A 20,438-nucleotide genomic window follows, 5' to 3' on the forward strand; every position below is an offset into this window, starting at 1 on the left:
ATTATTGTTCTCTTTATTTTTCTAATGTTTGCAGCCATTTTTTTACATGGGGTTTCATTTAGAATGTTATAAAGGGTGTGCCAAGTGCCTTTAAGTGCTAATTGTTAGATGCATCGGGAGTGATGTGACACATCATTGTTAGGAAGACATTATGAACAAAAAGATTAAACCCAATGTTCAAGGAGTTTCGAGAGAACAATCACTTTGGTGGGCGCTTTCATTAACAGGTGGTTTTTTGATTGCTGAGGTAATCGGCGGTATTTTAACCGGCAGCCTTGCATTAATCTCCGATGCTGCGCATATGTTAACCGATGTTACTGCGTTAATTATTGCACTAATTGCTATCCGTGTAAGTAAACGACCGGCTGATGCACGCCGTACCTTTGGTTACTATCGATTTGAAATTCTAGCTGCTGCATTTAATGCCGCTCTTCTTTTTGTAGTAGCGCTTTATATTATATATGAGGCATATCAACGGTTAAAACAACCTCCTGAAATTTATTCCACCGGTATGTTAATTATTGCCAGTCTCGGTCTGCTTATTAATTTAGCATCTATGTATTTATTATCCCGTGACCAAGATAAAAATTTAAATTTAAAAAGTGCTTATCTTGAGGTCTGGAGTGATATGTTAGGCTCTATAGGGGTGATTATTGCAGCGCTTTTGATTCGCTTCACAGATTGGAGCTGGGTGGACTCTGCTATCGCAGTTTTAATTGGATTGTGGGTATTGCCCCGCACGTGGATACTTTTAAAAGAGACTATCAACATCCTCTTAGAAGGCGTACCCGCAGGAATTGATTTTAACCAAATTAAGTCTCGAATAATGTCTATAAAAGGTATTTTAGACGTACATGATTTACATATTTGGGCTATTACTTCCGATAAGAGTAGCTTAACAGCTCACCTTGTCATTGATTCTCGTTTTAAGGAAGAAGTGGTCAGGGATGAAGTTCAGTTATTATTATTAAACCAATTTAAAATTTCCCATACGACCTTGCAAATAGAATGCGAAAAGACACTTTATCTATGCCGTAGGGTTAATAATATTGACTATTAAATGGCTATTAGAAGTGTAACGGAATCATAAACACAATATAGGGAGACTATTTAATTAATCTAATAAAGATTTAATTAGCTAGCGATTTTTGATATTTTCTTAGCCGCTTTATAGCCCATAATAACAAGAAACTAAATGTTTATGGATTTAGTGGTTATGAAAGAATTTATGGTGTTAGAATCAATAATTACTATTGAGATGACTCATAATTTATTCATCCATTAGAGTACATGGAATGGACTATATCATATGAAACAACATTGCCCCATTCGATGGGTTATTCTAATAATCTTTGTGACCATAAGTTTTCCTTCATTGGCCATAAACAAGGAAAAAAAGCTTACTTTATCTGAAGCAGAATCGTTAGCTCTTGCTACTTCGCCTGAATTACACCGCTTTCAAGCAGCGAGTGCGGCATTACAACAACAAGCTATTGCTGAGGGTCAATTAACTGATCCGCAATTGGTCGTTGGAGTTACTAATGTACCGACTAATTCTTTTAGTTTTACCCAAGATGAGATGACGATGGAGCAAGTAGGATTGCAACAAACGTTTGCTCGTGGTCGTTCCTTATCCATGAAATCAAAACAAAGCCGGGCGCTAGCACTTGCGGAGCATAGAAAAGCGCATGAAAAAGCCTTAACGTTAATTCGCAATGTACGAGAAACTTGGTTAGAACTTTATTACTGGACCGAAGCGCTGCGTATTTTACAAGCCAATCGTTTAGTGTATAAAAATTTATTTAAAGTGACCGCTTCACAATATCAAACGGGTAAAACAAATCAATCCGATGTTTTGCAAGTGCAGTTGGAAGTTTCAAAGTTTAATGATCAAGAGATTCAAATTCAGCAACAAATCCGTGTCTTGCGCGCTCAATTAGAACGATGGGTTGGAAGAGAGGCCTATCGTCCCTTAGCACTTTCCATCCCCTCATGGCCTTTACCTTCTCTTAAGCGAATACAAGGATGTCTACCACAACATCCTCTATTAAATATCGATGCTGCTGCAATCGCTGCGGCTCACAGTGAGGTGGCTTTTGCGGCAGAGCAATATAAACCGGGATGGTTGTTAAATGTGGGTTACGCTAAGCGTCAAGGACGTATGCCGGATGGAATGCCGCGTTCTGATTTTGTTGGTGCACAAGTCATAGTTGATTTACCCTTCTTTCCAGCCAATCGACAAGACAGGCAAATGCGAGCAGCTTATAGCCGATTGGCTGCTGCAACCTTTGATCAGCAAATCCATTATCGTGATTTATTACAAATACTCAACACGCAATATGCCGTTTGGAATCGTTTAGGGGCTCGGGAAGCAGTGTACAAAAGGCAGCTGATTCCAGAATCTCGGCAAAATGCAAAAGCCTCTTTAATCGCTTATCAAAATATCAGTGCTGATTTAAACAATGTATTAAGAGCTTATAGTAATGAACTAACTATTCAGTTGGAATCGATACAACTACACGTGGAGCGTGCTAAATCCCGCGCAATGCTCCTGTATTTAGAAGGTAGGGTTCAATGAAGAAATATTCTTTATTCATAACGGGTTTTGCCCTACTTCTTGGGGTAATAATAGGCTATTACGTAAGCCCTTTAGCCATAATAAATAAAGGAGCCAGCACAACCACTACGGAAAAAAAACCGATTTATTGGATTGATTCCATGGAGCCGACCATCCACTATTCAAAACCTGGTAAATCACGCATGGGAATGGAGCTATCTCCGGTTTATGCAGAAGACACCCAAGAGCAAGGGGCCTCAACGATTCAGATTTCACCCTCTCTAATCAATAACTTAGGTGTTCGAACAGCCCCGGTGATTAAAGGCTCTTTAGCACGACAAATTGAAACAGTAGGCTATGTGGTTCCTAACGAAAATAACATCAGTCACATCCATACTTATGCAAATGGTTGGGTGAAAAAACTATTGGTGAAAGCGGTGGGGGATGTGGTTAAAAAAGGGCAAGTTGTGTTGCAATTGTATTCGCCAACATTAGTGAATGCTCAGGAAGAATATTTAATTGCTCTTGACAGCAAGAATCAAACATTAATTAATGCGTCTTACCAAAAACTACAAACATTTCATATTCCAGAACAGCAAATTGCACAATTAAAAAAAACACGTCATTCAAGTCATTTGATTGATATTTACCCACATCAAGGTGGTGTGGTGATCATGCTTAATGTGCGAGAAGGAATGTATGTGACTCCAGAGACAGAAATGATGAGTATTGTTGATTTATCCAACGTTTGGATGATTGCCGAGGTGTTTGAGGAAGAGGCCAATTGGGTTAAAACAGGAGAAAAAGCTCAAGCCCAATTAACGGCATTTCCGGGTAAGTTTTGGAAAGGAGAGGTCGATTACATTTATCCTGAAGTCGATCTTAAAACGCGAACTTTGAAGGTGCGGTTTTTGTTTGACAATCCCGAGGGTCTTTTAAAGCCTAATATGTATGCTAGCATCAGTTTAGTAGCAGAATTAAAACAAGATGTTCTTAGTATTCCACTCGAAGCACTCATTCGAAGTAGTGAAGGCGCGCGAGTTGTTGTCTCTTTAGGGAACAGTGGTTTTCAGGTGCGGTCAGTAACCACAGGAATCGAGTCAGGCGAGCGCATCGAAATTCTTTCAGGACTCAAAGTAGGTGAGAACGTGGTGACCTCAGGGCAGTTTCTGATTGATTCAGAAAGTAATTTGAAAGTCGGATTGGAACATCTTGAATCTTCTCAAAAATCTACTAATCAGCAATCACCTTCGCAAACCCCAGCGATCGTGGGTCGAGGCATCATCAAATCTATCAATGCAAAGACCCACGTGATAACCCTACAACATGATGCCATCCCAAAGTTAAATTGGCCTGCTATGACCATGGATTTTTTAGTGGTTAAAACCATTCCGATGAGTGAGTTTAAAGTGGGCGATGCGATTGAATTCTTTTTAAAAAAAGAAAATGACCAGTTTGTCATTATCGAGATGAAAAAGGACAAAGACAAATGATTCCTGCAATCATTCGCTGGTCATTACAAAATCGTTTTTTAATTTTATTAGCTACAGCACTTATTTTGTTGTCAGCGCCCTATTTTCTAAGCAATACCGCAGTGGATGCGATTCCTGATTTATCCGATGTGCAGGTTATTATTAAAGTAGATTACCCAGGACAGGCGCCTGAAGTCGTGGAAGATCAGGTGACTTACCCGCTTACAACTGCCATGTTAGCGGTTCCAGGAGCCGTAACGGTTCGAGGCGAATCGGGTTTTGGGGTGGCTTATGTGTACATCATTTTCAAAGACGGTACCGATCTCTATTGGGCTCGTTCGCGCGTGTTGGAATATTTAAGTCAAATTACCAATCGTCTTCCAAGTGGTGCACAAGTGGCATTGGGTCCTGATGCTACTGGGGTGGGCTGGGTGTATGAATATGCTTTAGTGGATAAGACTGGACTTCATGATTTGGCGCAATTAACCAGTTTACAAAATTGGTTTCTTAAATACGAGCTGCAAAAAGTACCTGGGGTTGCCGAAGTGGCAACAGCTGGAGGAATGGTCAAACAATATCAAATTATTTTAGATCCCAATCGGCTGCGTGCTTATGGCTTGACTTTGGAGCAAGTTAAATCAGCCATTCAGAACGGCAATAGGGAAGCCGGGGGTTCTTCCATTGAAATGGGAGAAGCAGAATACATGGTGCGTGCTAAAGGATATATGAAGTCCATTCAAGATATGGAGCAGACACCCGTTGAATTGGGGAAAAATGGAGTTCCTATTTTATTAAAAGACATTGCTTATGTGCAATTAGGCCCACAAATGCGTCGCGGACTCACGGAATTAAATGGGGAAGGTGAAGTAGTTGGTGGCATTATTGTGATGCGTCATGGACAAAATGCCATGGAAACGATTGCTAATGTCAAAAACAAATTAGCTCAATTGAAATCGAGTTTGCCAAAAGGCGTGGAACTTATTACCACCTATGATCGTTCAAGCTTAATCCTGCGAGCAATCCATACACTTCGCGATAAATTAATTGAAGAGTTTATTGTGGTTTCCTTAATTTGTATTGTGTTTTTATTTCATTTTCGCTCAGCCCTCATTATTATCATTAGTTTGCCTTTGGGGATTCTTATTGCCCTCATGGTCATGTATGAGCAAGGTATTAATGCCAACATCATGTCATTAGGAGGCATTGCCATTGCCATAGGTGCTATGGTAGATGCGGCGATTGTCATGATTGAGAATGCGCATAAGCATCTTGAAAAAGAACCGGACTCTTCTAAAAACCGTTGGCCTATTATCCAGCAAGCAGCTCTTGAAGTGGGACCGCCTTTATTTTTCTCGCTATTGATTATCACCTTTAGTTTTTTACCGATTTTTACGCTGCAAGCTCAAGAGGGGCGATTATTTTCTCCCTTAGCCTACACCAAAACCTATGCGATGGCGGCCTCAGCTGTGCTTGCCATCACCTTGGTACCCGTGCTCATGGGCTATTTGATTCGCGGTAAAATAAGGCCTGAAGAAGAAAATCCCCTTAATCGCGCATTGAGAGCGATATACCGTCCAGCGATTGATGTGTTATTAAAAAGACCAAAAACTATCTTGCTCTTGGCATGTGTCATCTTGCTCATAGGGTTTTGGCCAATAACTCGGCTGGGTGGTGAATTTATGCCTGATTTAGATGAAGGAGATTTACTCTATATGCCCACCACTTTTCCAGGGGTATCTATTGGGGAAGCGCAGCGCATTTTACAACAGACAGATAAATTGATTCGCACGGTCCCTGAAGTCGATACAGTCTTTGGCAAAATAGGCAGAGCCGAAACAGCAACCGATCCCGCGCCATTGTCTATGGTGGAAACCACGATTCAATTTAAGCCACAGAGTGAATGGCGTCCTGGCATGACCCTGGAGAAAATTCGTGAAGAGCTCGCTTTACGGGTCAAATTACCCGGTTTATCCAATGCCTGGGTGATGCCCATTCGTACACGCATTGACATGTTAGCTACCGGCATTAAAACACCGGTTGGTATTAAGGTCGCTGGCCCCGATTTAAAAACCATTCAATCAATTGGTCAAGAAATTGAAACGATATTAAAACAAATCCCAGGTACGGCCTCAGTTTATGCAGAGCGTGTGGCTTCCAGTCGTTACGTGACCATTGATATTAATCGACTTAAAGCCGCTCGCTATGGTTTGTCGATTGGGACTATCCAGGAGCTGATTGAAACGGCAATCGGTGGGCAAAATGTGACTCAAACGGTAGAGGGGCGTGAGCGTTATCCTGTTAATTTGCGCTATCCACGCGAGATTCGCGACTCACTGCAGCGATTGAGGATGCTTCCCATTGTGACTGCAACAGGGGCTACGATTCCTTTGAGTGAAATTGCCCGTATTGATATTACCGAAGGTCCTGACATGATTCGCAGTGAGAATGCTCGGCTTAACGGTTGGATTTATGTGGATATCACCGGGCGTGATTTAGCGTCTTATGTTAATGAAGCACAAGAAGTACTTAGTAAAAAACTCAAATTACCCGCAGGTTATTCATTATCCTGGTCAGGGCAATATGAATATTTAGAACGTGCCAAAGAGCGCTTAAAAGTCGTTGCTCCTATTACTCTTTTTATCATTGCTTTTTTACTTTATTTAAACTTTAGGCGCATGGCAGAAGTAGTTATTATTTTAGCCACCTTGCCGTTTGCTCTAATCGGAGGTATCTGGCTCTTGTATGTATTAGGCTATCACTTATCGGTTGCTGTAGGGGTAGGGTTTATTGCGCTCGCAGGTGTGGCTGCCGAAACTGGAGTAGTCATGTTGGTGTTTCTTAATCATGCACTTGAACGTCGAGAGGCATTGGCGCAACAAGAAAAGCGACAACTGACTCAAGAAGACTTACACTTGGCAGTGATAGAAGGGGCATTGCTTCGTTTGCGACCAAAGCTTATGACCGTTGCTGCTATTATTGGTGGTTTGCTGCCAATTATGATGTTTGGAGGAACAGGCTCAGAGGTCATGCGACGCATTGCTACACCAATGGTTGGAGGAATGGTTAGTGCTACGGTGCTGACCTTAATTGTGATTCCCGCAGTTTATTTGTTGTGGCAAGAACGTCGAATTTCCAAGAAAAATAATTTAATGAATGACAGCGAAAATGGGTTAATTTCTTGAGTTTTATTGGATTAGGAAAGATAAAACGAATGATTGTCATAAACTCCAACTGACAGCAATAAAATAATGACTGCGCCTAACAAACCAAATAGAAAGTGATCCTCTACATCAATTCAAGCACAAAATTTACATTGAAATATACTTATTTATGATCATGTCGATGATGAACATCCGGATAATGAGGATGTGAATGCTTTATCGTTTTATGATAGTGATGATGAGTATGTGGCTCCTTGCCATCCCATGGAAAATCATGGGTATGTTGGTGGTGTTCATCATGAATATGCCCATGGCTGTGCTCAAGTAATTCATGAGCATGTTCATGCTCATGATGCTCTGTGAGATGCAGCCAGACACCCATCCCCATTAATAAAGATGCAATCCAAAATGATATAGAAGTTGTTTCATGAAAAAATAAAATTGCAATTGAGGCACCTATAAAAGGTGCTGTCGAAAAATACGCGCCTGTTCTTGCTGTTCCTAAGCCCCGTAAAGCGAGAACAAATAAAACAAGGCTTGCCCCATAACCAATAAATCCAACCAATAGTGCATATCCTGTTGTCAACCACGGAGGAAATGCTAATCCAAAGCAAAGAGCAAGACTTATACTAACCATGCCTGAAACAAGACCCTTGCTTCCTGCAATGAAAAAAGGGTCACCAGTGGACACTTTGCGAGTTAAATTATTGTCAATAGCCCAACATAGGCAAGCACCCGCGATGGCAACTGGACCCAGTAGATTTTGATCACGTGTTTGACCTTGGGGCCAGGACAATAAGATGCCTCCTGCAACAATCAATAACATACCAAACACAATTCGATGCGCCGTATTTTCTTTAAAAACAATCCATGCTAATACGGCAGTGAGTACTGCTTCTAGATTTAACAATAAGGACGTTGTTGCAGCACTTGTTTGTTGTAAGCCGAACATTAATAATATAGGTCCTAAAATTCCGCCAAAACCAATAGCACCAAAGAGCCAAGTCCAATCGCTTTGTACTAATCCCGAATGCTGCCAACCGCGGTCTTTAATTAAGCGAATTAAAATTAATCCTATCCCACTACCAGCATACAACAATCCAGCAAGTAGCAAAGGAGATATTTGCCCAACAAGTTGTTTGGCAAAAGGCGTGCTGCCACCAAAAAATACTGCGGCACCAAAAGCGGCAAATGTTGGAGAAATGATTCGTAAGTGCAACATTTAGATTCCCTTTGAAGATAAATAAATTATAGTATTCACATACTACCTTTTTGCATATTGATGGACGCTTTAAGAGATAAATTTTTTTGTAGCCTAAATTTATTGTACTAATTTTTTGGAGAGGAACTTATCTTATATAGCACTGATAGGTAAGAGTTAGCATAATATAGCTGGTCAACCGATGTTGGCCTTAAAAAAGCTTGAGCGGAGTACCAAGAAAGTCACACGAGCCGTCCTTTAGAGGAACTAAACAAGGTCAGCCTACTTGACAGAAACTCAATTTAATAAATGGGTATTACCCTTGCTGCTGTAGTTTCTAACAGTCAATGATTTTGAGTATTTTATCGGACGGTTTCTTGAGACACCACAGCTCAAAATAAAAACGCTCGATTTTGACCTGACTATATAATTTATGGGGTAGGATATTTTCTAATTAATCTTTTACTGCTGAGTAAAACATGTCCTCATTATCAAAAAAAGATATATCAAAATCTATAGCATTAAAATTCGTTATTCTTCTGGGCGTTGTCAGTCTATTTGCTGATATGACCTATGAGGGAGCTCGCAGTATCACAGGCCCTTATTTAGCATTATTAGGTGCCAACGCTGCTATAGTAGGATTCGTTGCAGGTTTTGGTGAGTTTGTTGGCTATGCGCTGCGCATTGTTTCAGGTTATCTTGCCGATAGAACCGGTAGGTATTGGGCAATTACAATTTTTGGTTACGCTTGCAATTTATTGGCTGTTCCTCTGTTAGCTTTAGCAGGGCATTGGTGGGTTGCAGCCTCCCTAATCATTGCTGAGCGCGCAGGAAGAGCAATTCGCATCCCTGCTCGTGATGCCATGCTATCTCATGCTGGACAAAAAATGGGGATGGGATGGGTATTTGGTTTGCATGAAGCTATTGATCAAATCGGAGCGATGTTAGGGCCTTTGATTGTTGCTGCCGTATTGTATTTTAAAGGGGGTTATCAAGAAAGTTTTGCAATCCTTTTGATTCCCGCATTGCTCGCATTAACGATACTAGTGTTTGCACGATGGCTTTATCCACGTCCACATGAATTAGAAGTACAGCAAGACAGCATAGAAACACGAGGGATGAATTCATCTTTTTGGATTTATCTTCTAGGAGCATCATTAATCGCTGCTGGTTTTGCCGATTTTCCTTTAATTGCTTATCATTTCCAGAAAACAGCCATTTTATCTCCCATTTGGATTCCTGTCTCCTATGCAATAGCGGTGGGTCTTAACTCATTGACAGCGCCGCTTTTTGGCCATTTTTATGATCGACGAGGTTTTTTAATTTTAATCATTGTTTCTATTTTTTCCTGTCTTTTTGCACCTCTAGTATTTTTAGGAAATTTTTATCAAGCTCTTATCGGTGTTGCGTTATGGAGTACTGGTGTTGGCGCTCATGAATCGTTAATGCGAGCTATTGTGGCGAATATGGTCCCCAAAGAAAAACGGGGTTCTGCTTATGGCGTTTTTAATACAGGGTTTGGATTGTTTTGGTTTTTAGGAAGTTTTTTAATGGGCATCCTTTACGATATTTCCATTCCAATTTTAGTCGCTTTTTCAGTTCTTATTCAATTATTAGCATTACCACTGTTGTGGTTAGTTATGAAAAAAGTTAAAACCATCGGCTCATGATGAAAGATGAAACATGAATTAATTATAGGAAATAAGACTATAAATACGCTTAAATGAGTTTTATTTCTTTTTTAAGATTAGGATCTCTAGCCAATAGATACAAATAAAGTTGTTATAAGTTAATATAGAGCCAGAGAATAATAAAAAGGACTTTATAATGTTCGAAATACTCCCTAATTGGCATCCGATTTTGGTACATTTTACCGTAGCTTTATTTACCGCATCGTTTGGTTTTTATTTACTTACGTATTTATCTAAAGCGACGCATCTTGTCTCGGATAAAATAACGGTGGAGTTTGAAATTGTTGGTCGTTGGTGTTTATGGTGCGCGGCTTTAGTTACAATATTGACTGTCATAGCAGGCCTTTATGCTTACAATACAGTCACACATGATGAACCGGCACACATCGCAATGAAGAATCATCGAAATTGGGCATTGTCCACTGCTGTTGCCATGTGGCTTGTTGCGATTTGGTCTTTATGGTGTTATTACAAACAAAAAACAATAACCCTCACTTTTCTAATAGGACTGCTTGTTGTCCAGGGATTATTGCTCTCTACCGCATGGCGTGGTGGCGAGCTGGTATATCGTCATGGATTGGGTGTTTTGTCTTTACCTAGTACAGGAGGTGAAACCCAGCATCACCATGAGGAAAGCCAATAAAAAACACTTAGATGTACTTCTAAAGTTTTCTTAGTAAATGTAATTGCTTCAATAATGAGGGAGAATGGATTTTCGTGAAAAAAATAATAGTATTTCTCACCTGTTTGTTGGTGATGACTAATGTATTTTCTGCAAAGCGTGTCGTCGATTTAGTTGTTGGGTACAAGACGGTTTACTTTGCTGGAAAACCTCGAGTAGCGATTGCGGTAAATAATCAAATTCCTGCTCCTACATTACATTTTAAAGAAGGCGATGAGGTCACCATCAATGTATCCAATCATTTGGATAAAGCGACATCAATCCATTGGCATGGTGTTTTAGTACCTTGGCAAATGGACGGGGTTGAACACGTAAGTCAGAAAGCAATTCCACCCGGCGGAGTTTTTCATTATCAATTTGTACTCAAACAATCAGGTACTTATTGGTATCATGCTCATGCTGAATTACAAGAACAACAAGGTCTATATGGTGCCTTCCTCATAGATCCCTCTAAAGCGCCTAAATATAAATACACTAAAGATTTTGTTGTGGTGCTTTCTGACTGGAGCAATACCAAACCAGAACAAATTTTATCCAATCTAAAAAAAGAAGGGGATTATTACTCACCTCGATTTCCGCTACAGCCTTCTTTAGTGAAATTTATTCATGATTATAACAAGGGCTCTGCGAATGAGCGTAAAAAATTGTTTGATGATTACAAAATGATGCAGCAAATGCGCATGAGTATTTATGATATTAGTGATGTGGCATATGATGCATTTTTACTCAATGGCCAACCCAAATTCAAGCCTTGGACTGCTTTGGTAAACCAAGGGGATGTTGTACGGTTACGCTTTATTGGGGCTGGCGGGAGTACCATTTTTCATGTGAAAATTCCAGACTCGGTGATGCAGATGGTACACGCCGAAGGTAATGATGTGATTCCCTATACCATTAAAGATTTTACCATTGCTCCCGGTGAAACCTATGACGTGCTCGTTAAAATTCAAAAAAATACACCCTATATTATTTACGCAGAATCCCTAGACACTGTAGGAGCTGCATACGGCGCCTTAATTACTTCTCGGCAACACGTTGTAGATTATCAAAAAGTCAAACCCTTTCCTGAACCATTGCCTGTTACACGAGACATGATGGCCATGATGATGGGTAAGATGAATCAAGGCACCTTACCCCAAACAATCAAGTCATCAACTAAGAAAAAAATGGCAGATCATTCTCATAAGATGAAAATGAACACAATGACCTATCAACCAAATCAAAAGAAATCGCAAGCTAAAGAGCAAAATACTGTATCTTCTATGTCCAACATGAAGATGGACTCCAACATGAAGATGGACTCCAACATGAAGATGGACTCTAATATGAAGATGGACTCTAATATGAAGATGGACTCTAATATGAAGATGGATTCCAGCATGAAGACGGACTCCAATATGAAGACGGACTCCAATATGAAGACGGACTCCAATATGAAGACGGACTCCAACATGAAGATGGACTCCAACATGAAGATGGACTCCAACATGAAGATGGACTCTAATATGAAGATGGATTCCAGCATGAAGACGGACTCCAACATGAAGATGGACTCCAACATGAAGATGGACTCCAACATGAAGATGGACTCCAACATGAAGATGGACTCCAACATGAAGACGGATTCCAATATGAAGACGGATTCCAATATGAAGATGGATTCCAATATGAAGATGGATTCCAACATGAAGATGGATTCCAATATGAAAATGGACTCCAGCATGAAGATGCCCACGGAGCCTACCATTATTGGAGATAAAATGGACCCACCCAGCTCTTCTTATAAAACCTCATTAGGTACAAAATACCAACCCATGATTGGAGCGGTGAGAACGAATGATCCGAATGTCCCGGTAGCTCATGTAATCAATATGGAATTGTTCGGATATATGGATCGATTTATTTGGTTTATCAATGGAGTTCCTGCCTATAAGGCTGCTCCCATACGTTTAGATCCTGGTAAGCGATATCGATTTGTTTTTACCAACACGTCAATGATGCATCATCCTATGCACATTCATGGCCATTGGTTTATTTTACGCAAGGGAAATGACGCCTACGATCCTTTATTGCATACTATTGATGTGCCGCCAGGAGCTACAATAACAGCGGATGTGGACACCGATGCAAGTGGCCAATGGTTTTTTCACTGTCATTTTCTTTATCACATGATGACCGGTATGTCGCGAGTGTTTCAGTATTCCACTTTAATAGAAATTACAAAAGGAGAAAGGAGACCGCAAGATATCATAAAACAAACTCCTTATTACAATCGTCCCATTGTGCGAGTGGATGAAAGCATGCCTATTGATTCTTCTTTGGTGAAACATCCTATGGTGCATCCCGCAGGCTTGTGGCGTGCGTCATTTATAGATGGTGGTGCCGATCCATTTCATAATGCACAACGCCTTAATTACAAGGGCTTATATGGTCCTGATTATAATAAGTTGGAATTGTTCGTAAATGATGCTGAACTGTTGAAAGGAAGGGTCGAAAGTGCCGACATTGATATTTTTTATTGGCATTTAATCAGCCAATTTTGGGCGATTAAAGCAGGTGCTAATTACACCAATCAACCTGCAAACACACCCTATTGGCAACCAGGTATTGGTATTGAAGGATTAATGCCCTATTTTATCGATACCAATCTTCGAGGTTATTACTATAACGGTAGTGCTAAATTAGATTTGGAATTATCTCGAGATACGCAAATTACTAATAATTTTTTTATTAGGGCAGGGGTACGTACCATTCTTGCTTCAAAGACAGTTATTCAAGCCAATATTGGTAATGGACTCAATCAAATGCGCTACATTGCCAGACCTTATTATCGCTTGATGCCTGGCCTAAATGTTTATGTTGAATATGAGCGTGAGCAAGATTACGGTGCTTTCAAAAACATACAACTAATTAAGGGGGAATCAGCCAATCAAGATACAGTCACATTTGGTCTTACAGTGTTACTGTAAGAAGAGGTGCTTCAACTTATTATCGAAGGTTAAGGAGTGTTTTTATTTAACTTCGTATATAAAATTCTGGGGAGGAAACTGGTATAGTGATGCATCATTTGGGGTGTATTAATAGCAAATTTCTAAAATAGAAATGAAATACTTATTTAAATAGGATTATAAAGGGCTTTAAATTTGATGACTTCACTATTAAGAATGGTTATTTTGACTGGTTTCCTGTCAGGGATTTGTATCAACTCATCCTTTTCTCACTCCAGTAATAAAATAAGTCCAGTAGGAATCTCAGTACAGGCAAAAAAAGCAAATAAAGTAATTAAAGTTATTGCTTTGGATACTATGCGATTTAGTTTTTCAGAAAAACCAAAGCCACATGATGGGGAAATCATAACCTTTGAAATCACCAATGCAGGAAAAGTAACTCATGAATTTTCGATTAGTGATGAAGAGGAGCAAAAGGCACACCAAGAGATGATGCGCGCCATGCCAAATATGGTCCATGAAGATGGTAATACAATCACCCTAAAACCTGGTGAAACTAAAACACTGACTTGGAAATTTAAATCCACTCCTGGTCATGAAATTGTCTTTTCTTGTAATATCCCAGGGCATTTTGAGGCAGGCATGTATCAAAAAGGTAAGGTGACTGCATCCTCAATCTGACCATTATTAAAACCTTTTTTAGGTATTTAAACATCTTATCAATTGCCTTTGATTAGGACTGGATTTTCATAAATAGAGTAATTTATGGCATTGAAGTGTTTAATTGATGGCATCATTTGAGAAGGACATCGATATGCGCTTCCTTCAATGGAGTCGATGCTGATGTCTGTATGTCGATTTGGGGCAAATGTCTGGTATCTTTTAATCAAAGTTTGATGTTTTTCAAACACGACGACATTGGCATTTAATTTTTTCCCCTCATTTTTAAGAAAATTCACATCATCTATTTTTAGATTTTTTTCTAATCCCCAGGTGAATTGAAGCTTCTTCCCATGTATATCTTTGCCAGATATTTTTCCAAGAAACTTACAACCTGTTAAAATCCGAGTATTTTGATCATAAATAATAGTGATATTTTTAGCACCTGGTGCTAATGATCTTGGCATACAGCCTACAATGCTACTCATTATAAAGAACATAATCATTGAAAGAATCATTTTATTCATAAGTAATCCTTTAAGCTCCAACTCCAGAACATGCGATTGCTGTACATCAATTTTTTATCACATAATATCAATTATTAGTAAAAATTAAGAATCTCTATTTATAATTCTATCTTTAATTATTCATTTTTAAATTCTCGAGGAACTGAATAATTTTTAATACGTCTTTTTTTGTAAAGGGTTTACGAAAGAAAAGTTCCTTCTTCTTTTCGGTTAAATCATAATCTTCGTGTGAAGACAAACAAATAATAGGCGCTCCCTTGCCAATAGGCGAATTTTTTTTAACGTGATCAATCAGATTTCTTTTTTGGTCAAACGCTTCGTCGATTAAAATAAGATCATATAGCTTAGATCCTGCTAGATCCACCGTTGATTCAAAATCCCAGGACAAATCTAAGTGGTGGCCAAGATCGGTAATCCCCCCATTTTTAACCGAAGTTAAAAGTAGAGGATTAGGCAACTAGTGCCAATTTTTGCCGTGGAGGAATTCCTCCGATAGCAGTATTTGGTCGTTCATTGTTGTACGTCCATAGCCATTGTGTCGCATGTAGTTGTACCTTGGCAATACTTTCAAATAAATATTGGCTTAACCAATCATACCGAACAGTGCGGTTATACCGTTCAATATAAGCATTTTGCTGTGGATTTCCTGGTTGAATAAAAACCAACTGTATCTGATTTTTATCAGCCCATTGTTCCAGCAGTTTACTAATATATTCCGGGCCATTGTCACAGCGTATCTGTCGGGGCTTGCCACGCCATTCGATGATTTGATTCAGAGCACGTATAACTCGCTCTGCCGGTAAAGATAAATCTACCTCAATAGCAAGGCCTTCACGGTTGAAATCATCGAGCACATTAAATAACCGATAACTACGACCATCCTCTAATTGATCGTGCATAAAGTCCATCGACCAGCATTCGTTGATTGCCGTTGGCACAGCCAATGCTTCCGGTTTTTCCCTTATTAACCGTTTTTTGGGCTTGATTCGCATGTTGAGTTCTAACTCCCGATAGATTCGATAAACTCGTTTGTGATTCCAGACAAATCCTTTCACATTGCGTAGGTATAAAAAACATAAACCAAAACCCCAATTACGCTGGTTCTGAGCCAATCGTAACAACCAATCAGCGATTGTTGCATTTTCATCATTTAATTTTGCTTGATATCGATAACAGGTTTCACTGATACCAAACAGCTCACACGACAATCGAATGGAAATTTCCTTATTAGTCACCGCCTTTTTCGCCAATTCTCTTCGGCGCGACGGTGTTACCACTTTTTTTCGATAGCCTCTTTGAGTATTTCAGCTTTAAGTCGCTCTTCTGCATACATCTTTTTAAGACGACTATTTTCAGCTTCCAGCTCTTTTAAACGGGACATCATCGATGCATCCATTCCACCAAATTTGGCGCGCCATTTGTAAAATGTTGCTGCACTAATGACGTGTTCACGGCAAAGCTCTGATACTGGGGTGCCACCCTCAGCTTGTTTCAGTATCGACAGTATTTGGCTGTCTGTAAATTTCGATTTTTTCATGAAGAATCTCCTCCGCTTAGGTTACGAGAAAATTCTACTTTTCGCATCAGTTATTTTTAGGGGGGATTACCTCTTAGAAACAAGAATTAATTTGTATTAAAAATATCCATACTTAATAAAGTATTTATTTGTTTTTTTTCTTGACTGAATATTTGAATTTTACAATAGCAAGATTAACTTCTATGCTTGCTTCCGTTTCAGATGTGTCGAGGTCATCAGGAACCACTAGATCTGAAATTAAATCACCTGTTTTTTGCATGAGCTCTTGGTACTTTGGTGAATTTTGTGGTGTTTGTGGTATTGCTTTAATAGTGCGTGATATTTCTCTTACCTTGGTGAAAGTTTCAATAATGGCTAAAGTGGTTTCCGTTGCCTTTGGGCTTTTTAATATAGTAGCCAGCATATAAAGGCCTTTTTCAGTGAACGCCTTAGGTAAATTGGGTGAAAACTTTAGAGAAGTTAGGTGGTCGCAATTTGCGACTACCTCCTGTTTTTCTTGTTCAGTAAGTTCAACCAAATAACCTTCAGGAAATTTTCCTGGATTTCTGCTTACGGCTTCGTTAATTCTTTTAGTTTCTACGCCATATAACTGAGCGATATCACTATCAATAATGACATGTTTGTTTCTGATTTCGATTATTTTATCTTCTACGTCTAATTGACTGATGTTCATTATTAAATCCGGGGTTATAGCCTGATGCGCTATTATAAAGTGAGCTGAGTTATTATCCCAGAACAATTTAAGAGGGCAGAGGGTATTTATGGTGTTGGGCAGATATGATAATGTTTGGGGTAGATAACGTACCTTATCTACCCCAAATGAAGTAAAATAAGAAAAACACTCATGGAGCGTACCTTGAATTTACTGGATGACCAAAATAGCAAAAATAGAAAGTTTGGGGTAGATAAGGTTTTTCATCCTTTAGATGTCCATTTTGATACCAATTCTTTATCTGCCTGGTTGTCATTTTATTTTCAGGTTCATGTCAAAGGCGCACCTGAAAAAACAGTCCAAGCTAAACAAAAAGATTTGGAAAAATTTTTAAAGTTTTTCCAGATAGAAGTAGGGCATGACCAGGTGGACAATTGGACTCCGGCAGTAAGCAAACAATTTCAACGCTCATTGTGTAATACCATTTCTGAGAAAACGGGGAAAGCATACAAGGCGACTTCTATTAATCGCACCATGGCGACTATTCGTCATGCAGGACGATGGCTATACCAACAAAGACTATTGATTGCAGGTGATCCCTTATCAGGAGTAAAAGATTTACAGACTGATGCTCCAGAATGGAATGGCTTAAATTCAAAACAACTCATGCGCTTAAAAGCAGCGTGTGAACAACGAGCAAAAATATGTACTCGAAAAAACCAAAATTCATTACTGGAAACAGCTGTCTTTTATATATTATTGGGAACGGGCTTGCGGGAATCTGAGCTGGTTTCATTAAATGTACACCAGTATCATTCAAAAGGGCTTCATACTGTAGTACGTCATAAAAGCAAACGGGTGACTACTAAAATTCCTTTACCCCAAGAAGCCAGAGAGCACTTGGATAATTATTTAAAGGGCCGAGTTGTTGAACCTGACGAACCTTTATTTATTAATAGGGTAGGGAATCGTATTAATACACGGAATATTTTTCGAATATGTCAGCGTGTCTTAAAGCAAGTATTAGCACTATTACCAGAGAATGAGCGATTTGAATTTACACCCCATAAACTTCGGCATACGTTCTTAAAGAAAGTAACCGACAAGCATGGGGTGCATTTTGCCCAAGAACTTAGCGGGAATGTTTCAATTAAAGAAATTTTTCGTTATGCGAAACCCAGTCAGGATGAAATGCAGGAAACAATAGAAGAATTATTTGAAAGTTAGGGATCTGAGATAGTCTATCAATAGGTTTTGGACTAGGTGAAAGGGTTCTATCAAATTAACAAAATTGGCATCTTTGATAGCTAAAAGTTGTAGAGGCTCCAAGATCACGACAGGCATCACAAGGGTGTACTCTATTGATTGTTTATATTATTTCCATGAAGCAACACACATCGCGTTGGAGTCACTCTTTTAGAGCTCACCCATGCGAATAGCAATATCGATTTCGTCCCTAGGGATTCCAAGTGCTTAGTTGATAAAAATAGTTATAAAATTTATTAGTATTCCATTCAAGTGCTATACTTACTTTTAGCCAGCAGTACAAAATGTTTGAACCGATAAGCTTTTTATGGAGAGCGTTCTGTTGTCGGCGTTGTGCTATATCACGTTAATCGTGGGAAGCCTGAACTGACACGTTTGCACCCCACCTAAACCCCAGGGTTCAAAGTTTTGTTCTGCTGGATTCTTTTATAGCTTATTTATTACCCTCTTTGTCTTCTAAGTAAATTTTAATAATCCAATGTTCATTTATACTAATGAATGATTTAATAGACTTCATTTCCAGGCGTTTTTTTGACTGTAAATGCTGTTATAAATTAAGAGACATTAGCATCCCAATCAACCATAAATAATATTTATAAGTAATTATATTCTTAACATTCAATTCATTAGGATATGAGCAAAAAATGAATTGGTTAAATATTGGTCATTCGATAAATTTTCCATGATAAAATATCTCATAAATTTTAAATTCAATAATTTGATGTTAATCGAGTCTCACGTATTGATTTATTTGTGTTGCTAAAATGAGAGGTCATGATGGATAAAGAGTGGTTTGAAATGCGGGATATTCGTCGTAAGAAATTTAATGGAACTGTCTGGATACCATTAAGGGCTGCTGAATATAAAATTAATGATGGAAAGTATGGTTACGAAGATTATAAACAAGATTTCTTGGGAATTGGGTCTATTGCAATACCGTATAAACAAATTGAGGAGGCTAAAAAGCTTGACTGGAATGATATTGGCATCAGCCACATACATGCTGGATGGTTTGATGATGAGAAGTATATTCCAGCTGAAATATTTAAAGATTATAAAGTTAATTTTGACGGTATTCATTTGGTGCTTGTGCAGCCCTCTCATGATGAAAGACCTAAGATATGGCATTTAAATCAGGATCTTGTTCTTTCATTGGGAATAGTGAGAGAGGGTAACTCATGGTTTGATCCAAAAGAAGATTATACTGAGGTAGCAAGAATTCGAATAGATGACGGCAATAAGCCTATTGTATTGGAAATTAAATCTTACTATTTAAGGGACTACCTCTGTGCTAGAGATATGGCTCTCTATACTACGCAATATTTTAATAGAGTTGCTATATCCGCTGAAGCTCCTCCTTTTACATGGCAGATTGATTCTCCTTTTGAGAATACAGAATCTGAAAAATGGCAAGGTTCCATTATGGAAATACATGAGGGCGGGGGGAGCTTTGGAGCTAAAATGGGAATATTCCATGTTACGCGAACAGATGTTGATGAGGAGGATGACATTCCAAATCTTTTTGAAGCTCCTACAGAGGAAAACACTTCTAGCTCATCGTGGGAAAAATCTTTTGAAGGAAAAAAACTCTATTATGTGTCAGGGGATTATTGGCGGAACGAAGTAATTATTCCTAATAAAACCAGTCCGAAAGTTAGAGGGGACAAGGTTCCAAACACAAGCTTATTCATTATAAATGTAGATGGTTCTAAAGTCGGGGGAATGGAGCTCATTGTTTCAGGAGGATGGTTATGGTTTAAACCTGAAGTAATTATGGCGTTATGTAATAGAAGAGGAGGAAGTTTAAAATTTTATACAGCTCAAACTGGTGAGGTCTCTTGCAGTTTTTATAATGGAGTTCATTTCGGCATAAATGATCTTTCTCTTATAAATGTATTCGCCAAAGATATTGGAAATTTACCTGAATGGCAGCGGATAATATGGGCGGGTTATAATGTCGCTCCAGAGGGTGGGGTTTCTCATGAATTATTGGCTTCGCAGCTAAGAGTGTAGACAGGGCTAATAACCCGCTAGTAAATGGCGCAGGTTAATAATATCCATCAAAATTCCGATTTCCCTGGTCA

Annotated in this window: 15 protein-coding genes; 10 read left to right on the top strand and 5 right to left on the bottom strand. The window is 39.1% G+C overall.

Annotated features, from left to right (window positions below):
- The first annotated feature begins 151 nt into the window (after nucleotides 1–151).
- The 4 genes from ACQY7T_RS06960 (at nucleotide 152) to ACQY7T_RS06975 (ending at nucleotide 7,211) form a co-directional block, all read left to right on the top strand.
- Nucleotides 152–1,060: a cation diffusion facilitator family transporter gene (locus tag ACQY7T_RS06960; protein ID WP_428412232.1), complete on the top strand. Its 909-nt coding sequence runs from the start codon at nucleotides 152–154 to the stop codon at nucleotides 1,058–1,060.
- A 249-nt stretch (nucleotides 1,061–1,309) separates the two neighbouring features.
- The gene (locus ACQY7T_RS06965; protein WP_428412233.1) at nucleotides 1,310–2,578 is read left to right on the top strand and encodes a TolC family protein; all 1,269 of its coding nucleotides are present in this window, start codon (nucleotides 1,310–1,312) and stop codon (nucleotides 2,576–2,578) included.
- Nucleotides 2,575–4,050 carry an efflux RND transporter periplasmic adaptor subunit gene (locus ACQY7T_RS06970; RefSeq protein ID WP_428412234.1) on the top strand — a complete coding sequence of 492 codons (1,476 nt, stop codon included), beginning with the start codon at nucleotides 2,575–2,577 and terminating at the stop codon, nucleotides 4,048–4,050. Before ACQY7T_RS06965 ends, ACQY7T_RS06970 begins: the two co-directional genes overlap by 4 nt.
- Nucleotides 4,047–7,211: an efflux RND transporter permease subunit gene (locus ACQY7T_RS06975; protein WP_428412236.1), complete on the top strand. Its 3,165-nt coding sequence runs from the start codon at nucleotides 4,047–4,049 to the stop codon at nucleotides 7,209–7,211. Before ACQY7T_RS06970 ends, ACQY7T_RS06975 begins: the two co-directional genes overlap by 4 nt.
- A gap of 142 nt (nucleotides 7,212–7,353) precedes the next feature.
- Here ACQY7T_RS06975 and ACQY7T_RS06980 read toward each other — a convergent pair whose 3' ends face one another.
- On the bottom strand, nucleotides 7,354–8,412 hold the full coding sequence (locus ACQY7T_RS06980) for a DMT family transporter (protein ID WP_045097853.1): 1,059 nt from the start codon (nucleotides 8,410–8,412) through the stop codon (nucleotides 7,354–7,356).
- Between the two features lie 458 nt (nucleotides 8,413–8,870).
- On the opposite strand from ACQY7T_RS06980, the gene ACQY7T_RS06985 reads away from it, so the two are divergent.
- The 4 genes from ACQY7T_RS06985 (at nucleotide 8,871) to ACQY7T_RS07000 (ending at nucleotide 14,393) form a co-directional block, all read left to right on the top strand.
- A complete protein-coding gene (locus ACQY7T_RS06985; RefSeq protein ID WP_045097852.1) occupies nucleotides 8,871–10,061 on the top strand; it encodes an MFS transporter in 1,191 nt (396 codons plus the stop codon).
- A 157-nt stretch (nucleotides 10,062–10,218) separates the two neighbouring features.
- Nucleotides 10,219–10,725, top strand: coding sequence for a DUF2231 domain-containing protein (locus ACQY7T_RS06990; RefSeq protein ID WP_045097851.1), 507 nt, complete (start codon nucleotides 10,219–10,221; stop codon nucleotides 10,723–10,725).
- 113 nt (nucleotides 10,726–10,838) lie between these two features.
- Nucleotides 10,839–13,733: a multicopper oxidase domain-containing protein gene (locus ACQY7T_RS06995; protein ID WP_428412241.1), complete on the top strand. Its 2,895-nt coding sequence runs from the start codon at nucleotides 10,839–10,841 to the stop codon at nucleotides 13,731–13,733.
- 177 nt (nucleotides 13,734–13,910) lie between these two features.
- The gene (locus ACQY7T_RS07000; RefSeq protein ID WP_428412237.1) at nucleotides 13,911–14,393 is read left to right on the top strand and encodes a cupredoxin domain-containing protein; all 483 of its coding nucleotides are present in this window, start codon (nucleotides 13,911–13,913) and stop codon (nucleotides 14,391–14,393) included.
- 38 nt (nucleotides 14,394–14,431) lie between these two features.
- Here ACQY7T_RS07000 and ACQY7T_RS07005 read toward each other — a convergent pair whose 3' ends face one another.
- The 4 genes from ACQY7T_RS07005 to ACQY7T_RS07020 all read right to left on the bottom strand — a co-directional run bounded on the left by ACQY7T_RS07005 (nucleotide 14,432) and on the right by ACQY7T_RS07020 (nucleotide 17,109).
- Nucleotides 14,432–14,899, bottom strand: a complete 468-nt coding sequence (locus ACQY7T_RS07005; RefSeq protein ID WP_052674072.1) for a DUF4156 domain-containing protein — start codon at nucleotides 14,897–14,899, stop codon at nucleotides 14,432–14,434.
- A 112-nt stretch (nucleotides 14,900–15,011) separates the two neighbouring features.
- On the bottom strand, nucleotides 15,012–15,356 hold the full coding sequence (locus ACQY7T_RS07010; RefSeq protein WP_045097846.1) for a hypothetical protein: 345 nt from the start codon (nucleotides 15,354–15,356) through the stop codon (nucleotides 15,012–15,014).
- A protein-coding gene (locus tag ACQY7T_RS07015) for an IS3 family transposase (RefSeq protein ID WP_157010461.1) occupies nucleotides 15,349–16,436 on the bottom strand; the annotation gives its coding sequence in 2 pieces (ribosomal slippage) (nucleotides 15,349–16,175 and nucleotides 16,175–16,436; 1,089 coding nt in all). Before ACQY7T_RS07015 ends, ACQY7T_RS07010 begins: the two co-directional genes overlap by 8 nt.
- 124 nt (nucleotides 16,437–16,560) lie before the next feature.
- Complete coding sequence (locus ACQY7T_RS07020) at nucleotides 16,561–17,109, bottom strand: ORF6N domain-containing protein (RefSeq protein WP_045097844.1); 549 nt, start codon at nucleotides 17,107–17,109, stop codon at nucleotides 16,561–16,563.
- A gap of 171 nt (nucleotides 17,110–17,280) precedes the next feature.
- Between ACQY7T_RS07020 and ACQY7T_RS07025 the strand changes: the two genes are divergently transcribed.
- The gene (locus ACQY7T_RS07025; RefSeq protein WP_428412238.1) at nucleotides 17,281–18,315 is read left to right on the top strand and encodes a tyrosine-type recombinase/integrase; all 1,035 of its coding nucleotides are present in this window, start codon (nucleotides 17,281–17,283) and stop codon (nucleotides 18,313–18,315) included.
- 813 nt (nucleotides 18,316–19,128) lie between these two features.
- Nucleotides 19,129–20,367, top strand: coding sequence for a hypothetical protein (locus ACQY7T_RS07030; protein ID WP_428412239.1), 1,239 nt, complete (start codon nucleotides 19,129–19,131; stop codon nucleotides 20,365–20,367).
- Nucleotides 20,368–20,438: the final 71 nt, after the last annotated feature.

Origin of the sequence: Legionella sp. (genome assembly GCF_965140895.1) — a bacterium.
Classification (GTDB): domain Bacteria; phylum Pseudomonadota; class Gammaproteobacteria; order Legionellales; family Legionellaceae; genus Legionella.